This is a genomic window from Pseudoduganella violaceinigra DSM 15887 (genome assembly GCF_000425385.1).
In the GTDB taxonomy this organism is placed as follows: Bacteria; Pseudomonadota; Gammaproteobacteria; order Burkholderiales; family Burkholderiaceae_D; genus Rugamonas; species Rugamonas violaceinigra.
The window spans coordinates 1-1879 of record NZ_AUDI01000041.1; the positions used below are offsets into that span (position 1 = coordinate 1).

General features: G+C 51.8%; 2 protein-coding genes. Both read left to right on the forward strand.

Going from position 1 to position 1879, the window contains the following annotated elements; all coding sequences use genetic code 11:
- On the forward strand, positions 1-1080 hold a 1080-nt coding region (locus tag H597_RS35385; RefSeq protein WP_211232059.1), incomplete at its 5' end, for a pyocin-S2/colicin E7-DNase domain-containing protein.
- The gene (locus H597_RS0116465; protein WP_154668141.1) at positions 1077-1568 is read left to right on the forward strand and encodes a hypothetical protein; all 492 of its coding nucleotides are present in this window, start codon (positions 1077-1079) and stop codon (positions 1566-1568) included. The genes H597_RS35385 and H597_RS0116465, both read left to right, overlap by 4 nt.
- Positions 1569-1879 lie beyond the last annotated feature (311 nt).

The following is a 1879-nucleotide window of genomic DNA, read 5'->3' on the forward strand; positions in this document are numbered from 1 at the left end:
TTCATCACGCAGGACCCGTATGAGGGCGACTGGCGCACGCCGCTGTCGCTGCACCATTACCTGTATGCGTACGCCAACCCAACGGTGTATGTGGACTTGTTCGGCTATCAAGCAGTAGATCCGGCCGTAAAGGAAGCAATGTCACCGGCGGAGCGTAACGCGTATGGATTGGCACCGCGCAGCATAGCTGGTGCGCCAGCTGGATTCATGCCTGCCGAAATCTGTATACCAGGGACGGGGGTATGTGGTGTCGTGTTTGTCCCTACACCATCGATGCCATCGGCTCCGTTCGCCGAGCTTGGCGACTGGCTCGCTGACAAATTCGGAAAGAGTTCGAAAGCTGAGTCAGTACCTGCAACTGTAAAGCAGCCGTCGATCAAGACAGAGAATGACTATCAAGCAGAGTTGGGCAGAAGGTATTTTGCCAAGAAGATTGAAGAAGACATTGCGGCGGAAAGGGCAAAGCGTGCTTTGGCCCCTCGGATTGTTAATGAGGGCGGAGACGGTAGGCTCGAGACGTCGCCAGTCATCACTGGCACGCCTATCAAATCACCAAAGTGGGGAGTAGGTGTACGCTGGAATCCGGGGAATGAACGTAATCCCACCCTTGTGCACGACAGGCCAATCGAAGAGAAAGATAAGGAGGCTGGATTCCACGTAAATCCGGGTGATCGTCCCGACACTAAAGTCGTCAACGGAACTCCGATTGAGTTGCACCCGGGATTGAACGTAATAGCCAAAGAGCGCCCCGCCGCATTCAAGCGATGGAAACCTGGCGATGCGATTGACAAGCCCTTGCGGGATGGAGCCGAACCTGACTGGGACACCGTTCGGTCTCGATATTGGAAGAACCGCTATAAAGAGGTGACTGACAAAGAAACCTTAGAGTTCTCTGAAATCAATATGAAACGCATGCGGCAAGGGAATGCTCCTCAGGACTATAATATTTACACCGGAAAGTGGGAAAGCCGTGAGTTGCACCACGTCGATCCGCAGCGAAATAATGGATCGAACGGCCCACGCAATCTGAGGGAAGTTACACCTGATCAGCATAGAAAAATTGATCCATATCGAAGATGAAAAAAGAGCATTATGAAAAATTAACAGTGGTTCTCGCACGCGAAGCTCCAGCTTCTCGAAAAGAGTTCCATACTTGGTTAAAGCGCCGGGGATACAAGAGCGAAGATGACTTTTACTACTTAAAGCGTAAGGGGCGGATTCCTCCGTGGCAGACCGACGCTATCGTAACTGTGGATATTCGGCTCAATTCCAGCGCGATTTACGAAACTGAAGAGGATGTTGAGGAGGGATCTTCTACAGCTTGGAACTCGCTTAAACTGGATTATCTGATGGCCTCGTTGCCACGAGAATGTATTGAGCTGTTTCTTGAGGAGGTGGAGCAGATTTCGAACTGTTTTGGTTTAGAAGTAAAGTTTGAGTTGGCTGAAGTTGATGTTCCTTCGCTGCGAGCCAGCCTCAACGTTATTGCTGACAGTTTGGATCGCGATTTTGGCGGAGCGGGATCAGAGGAGCTCGCAATCCTCATTGCTCAGGAGTATGCAAGATAATTGCTGCTGCTGCCCCGTCCAGACGTCCAGAAAGGTTTGGGCGCATGTTGGCGGGGTGATTTTTCGCGGGAAATCACCTCATTCCGAAAGCGGCAGCCCGAATTTTAGTTCGGGCATGTCGCAGTTTCTTCCATATCTGCTCAATGAATGAGCATCTTGAACCACCAGGGCGAAGCAAGCCCTGGACGGTTCGTCCGCATCTCCTTCTACTCGGCCGACTCCCGACTAATGGCGCAGCCAGATTCCCTTTAGCAGTCCGTCCCAGGCATCGAAAAGATAGGCGGCTTTTGGTTGCTGTCGAAACGGATCGA

Coding starts and splice junctions, on each gene's coding strand:
- H597_RS0116465 (WP_154668141.1), top strand. CDS start 1,077: ATGAAAAAAGAGCATTATGAAAAATTAACAGTGGTTCTCGCACGCGAA.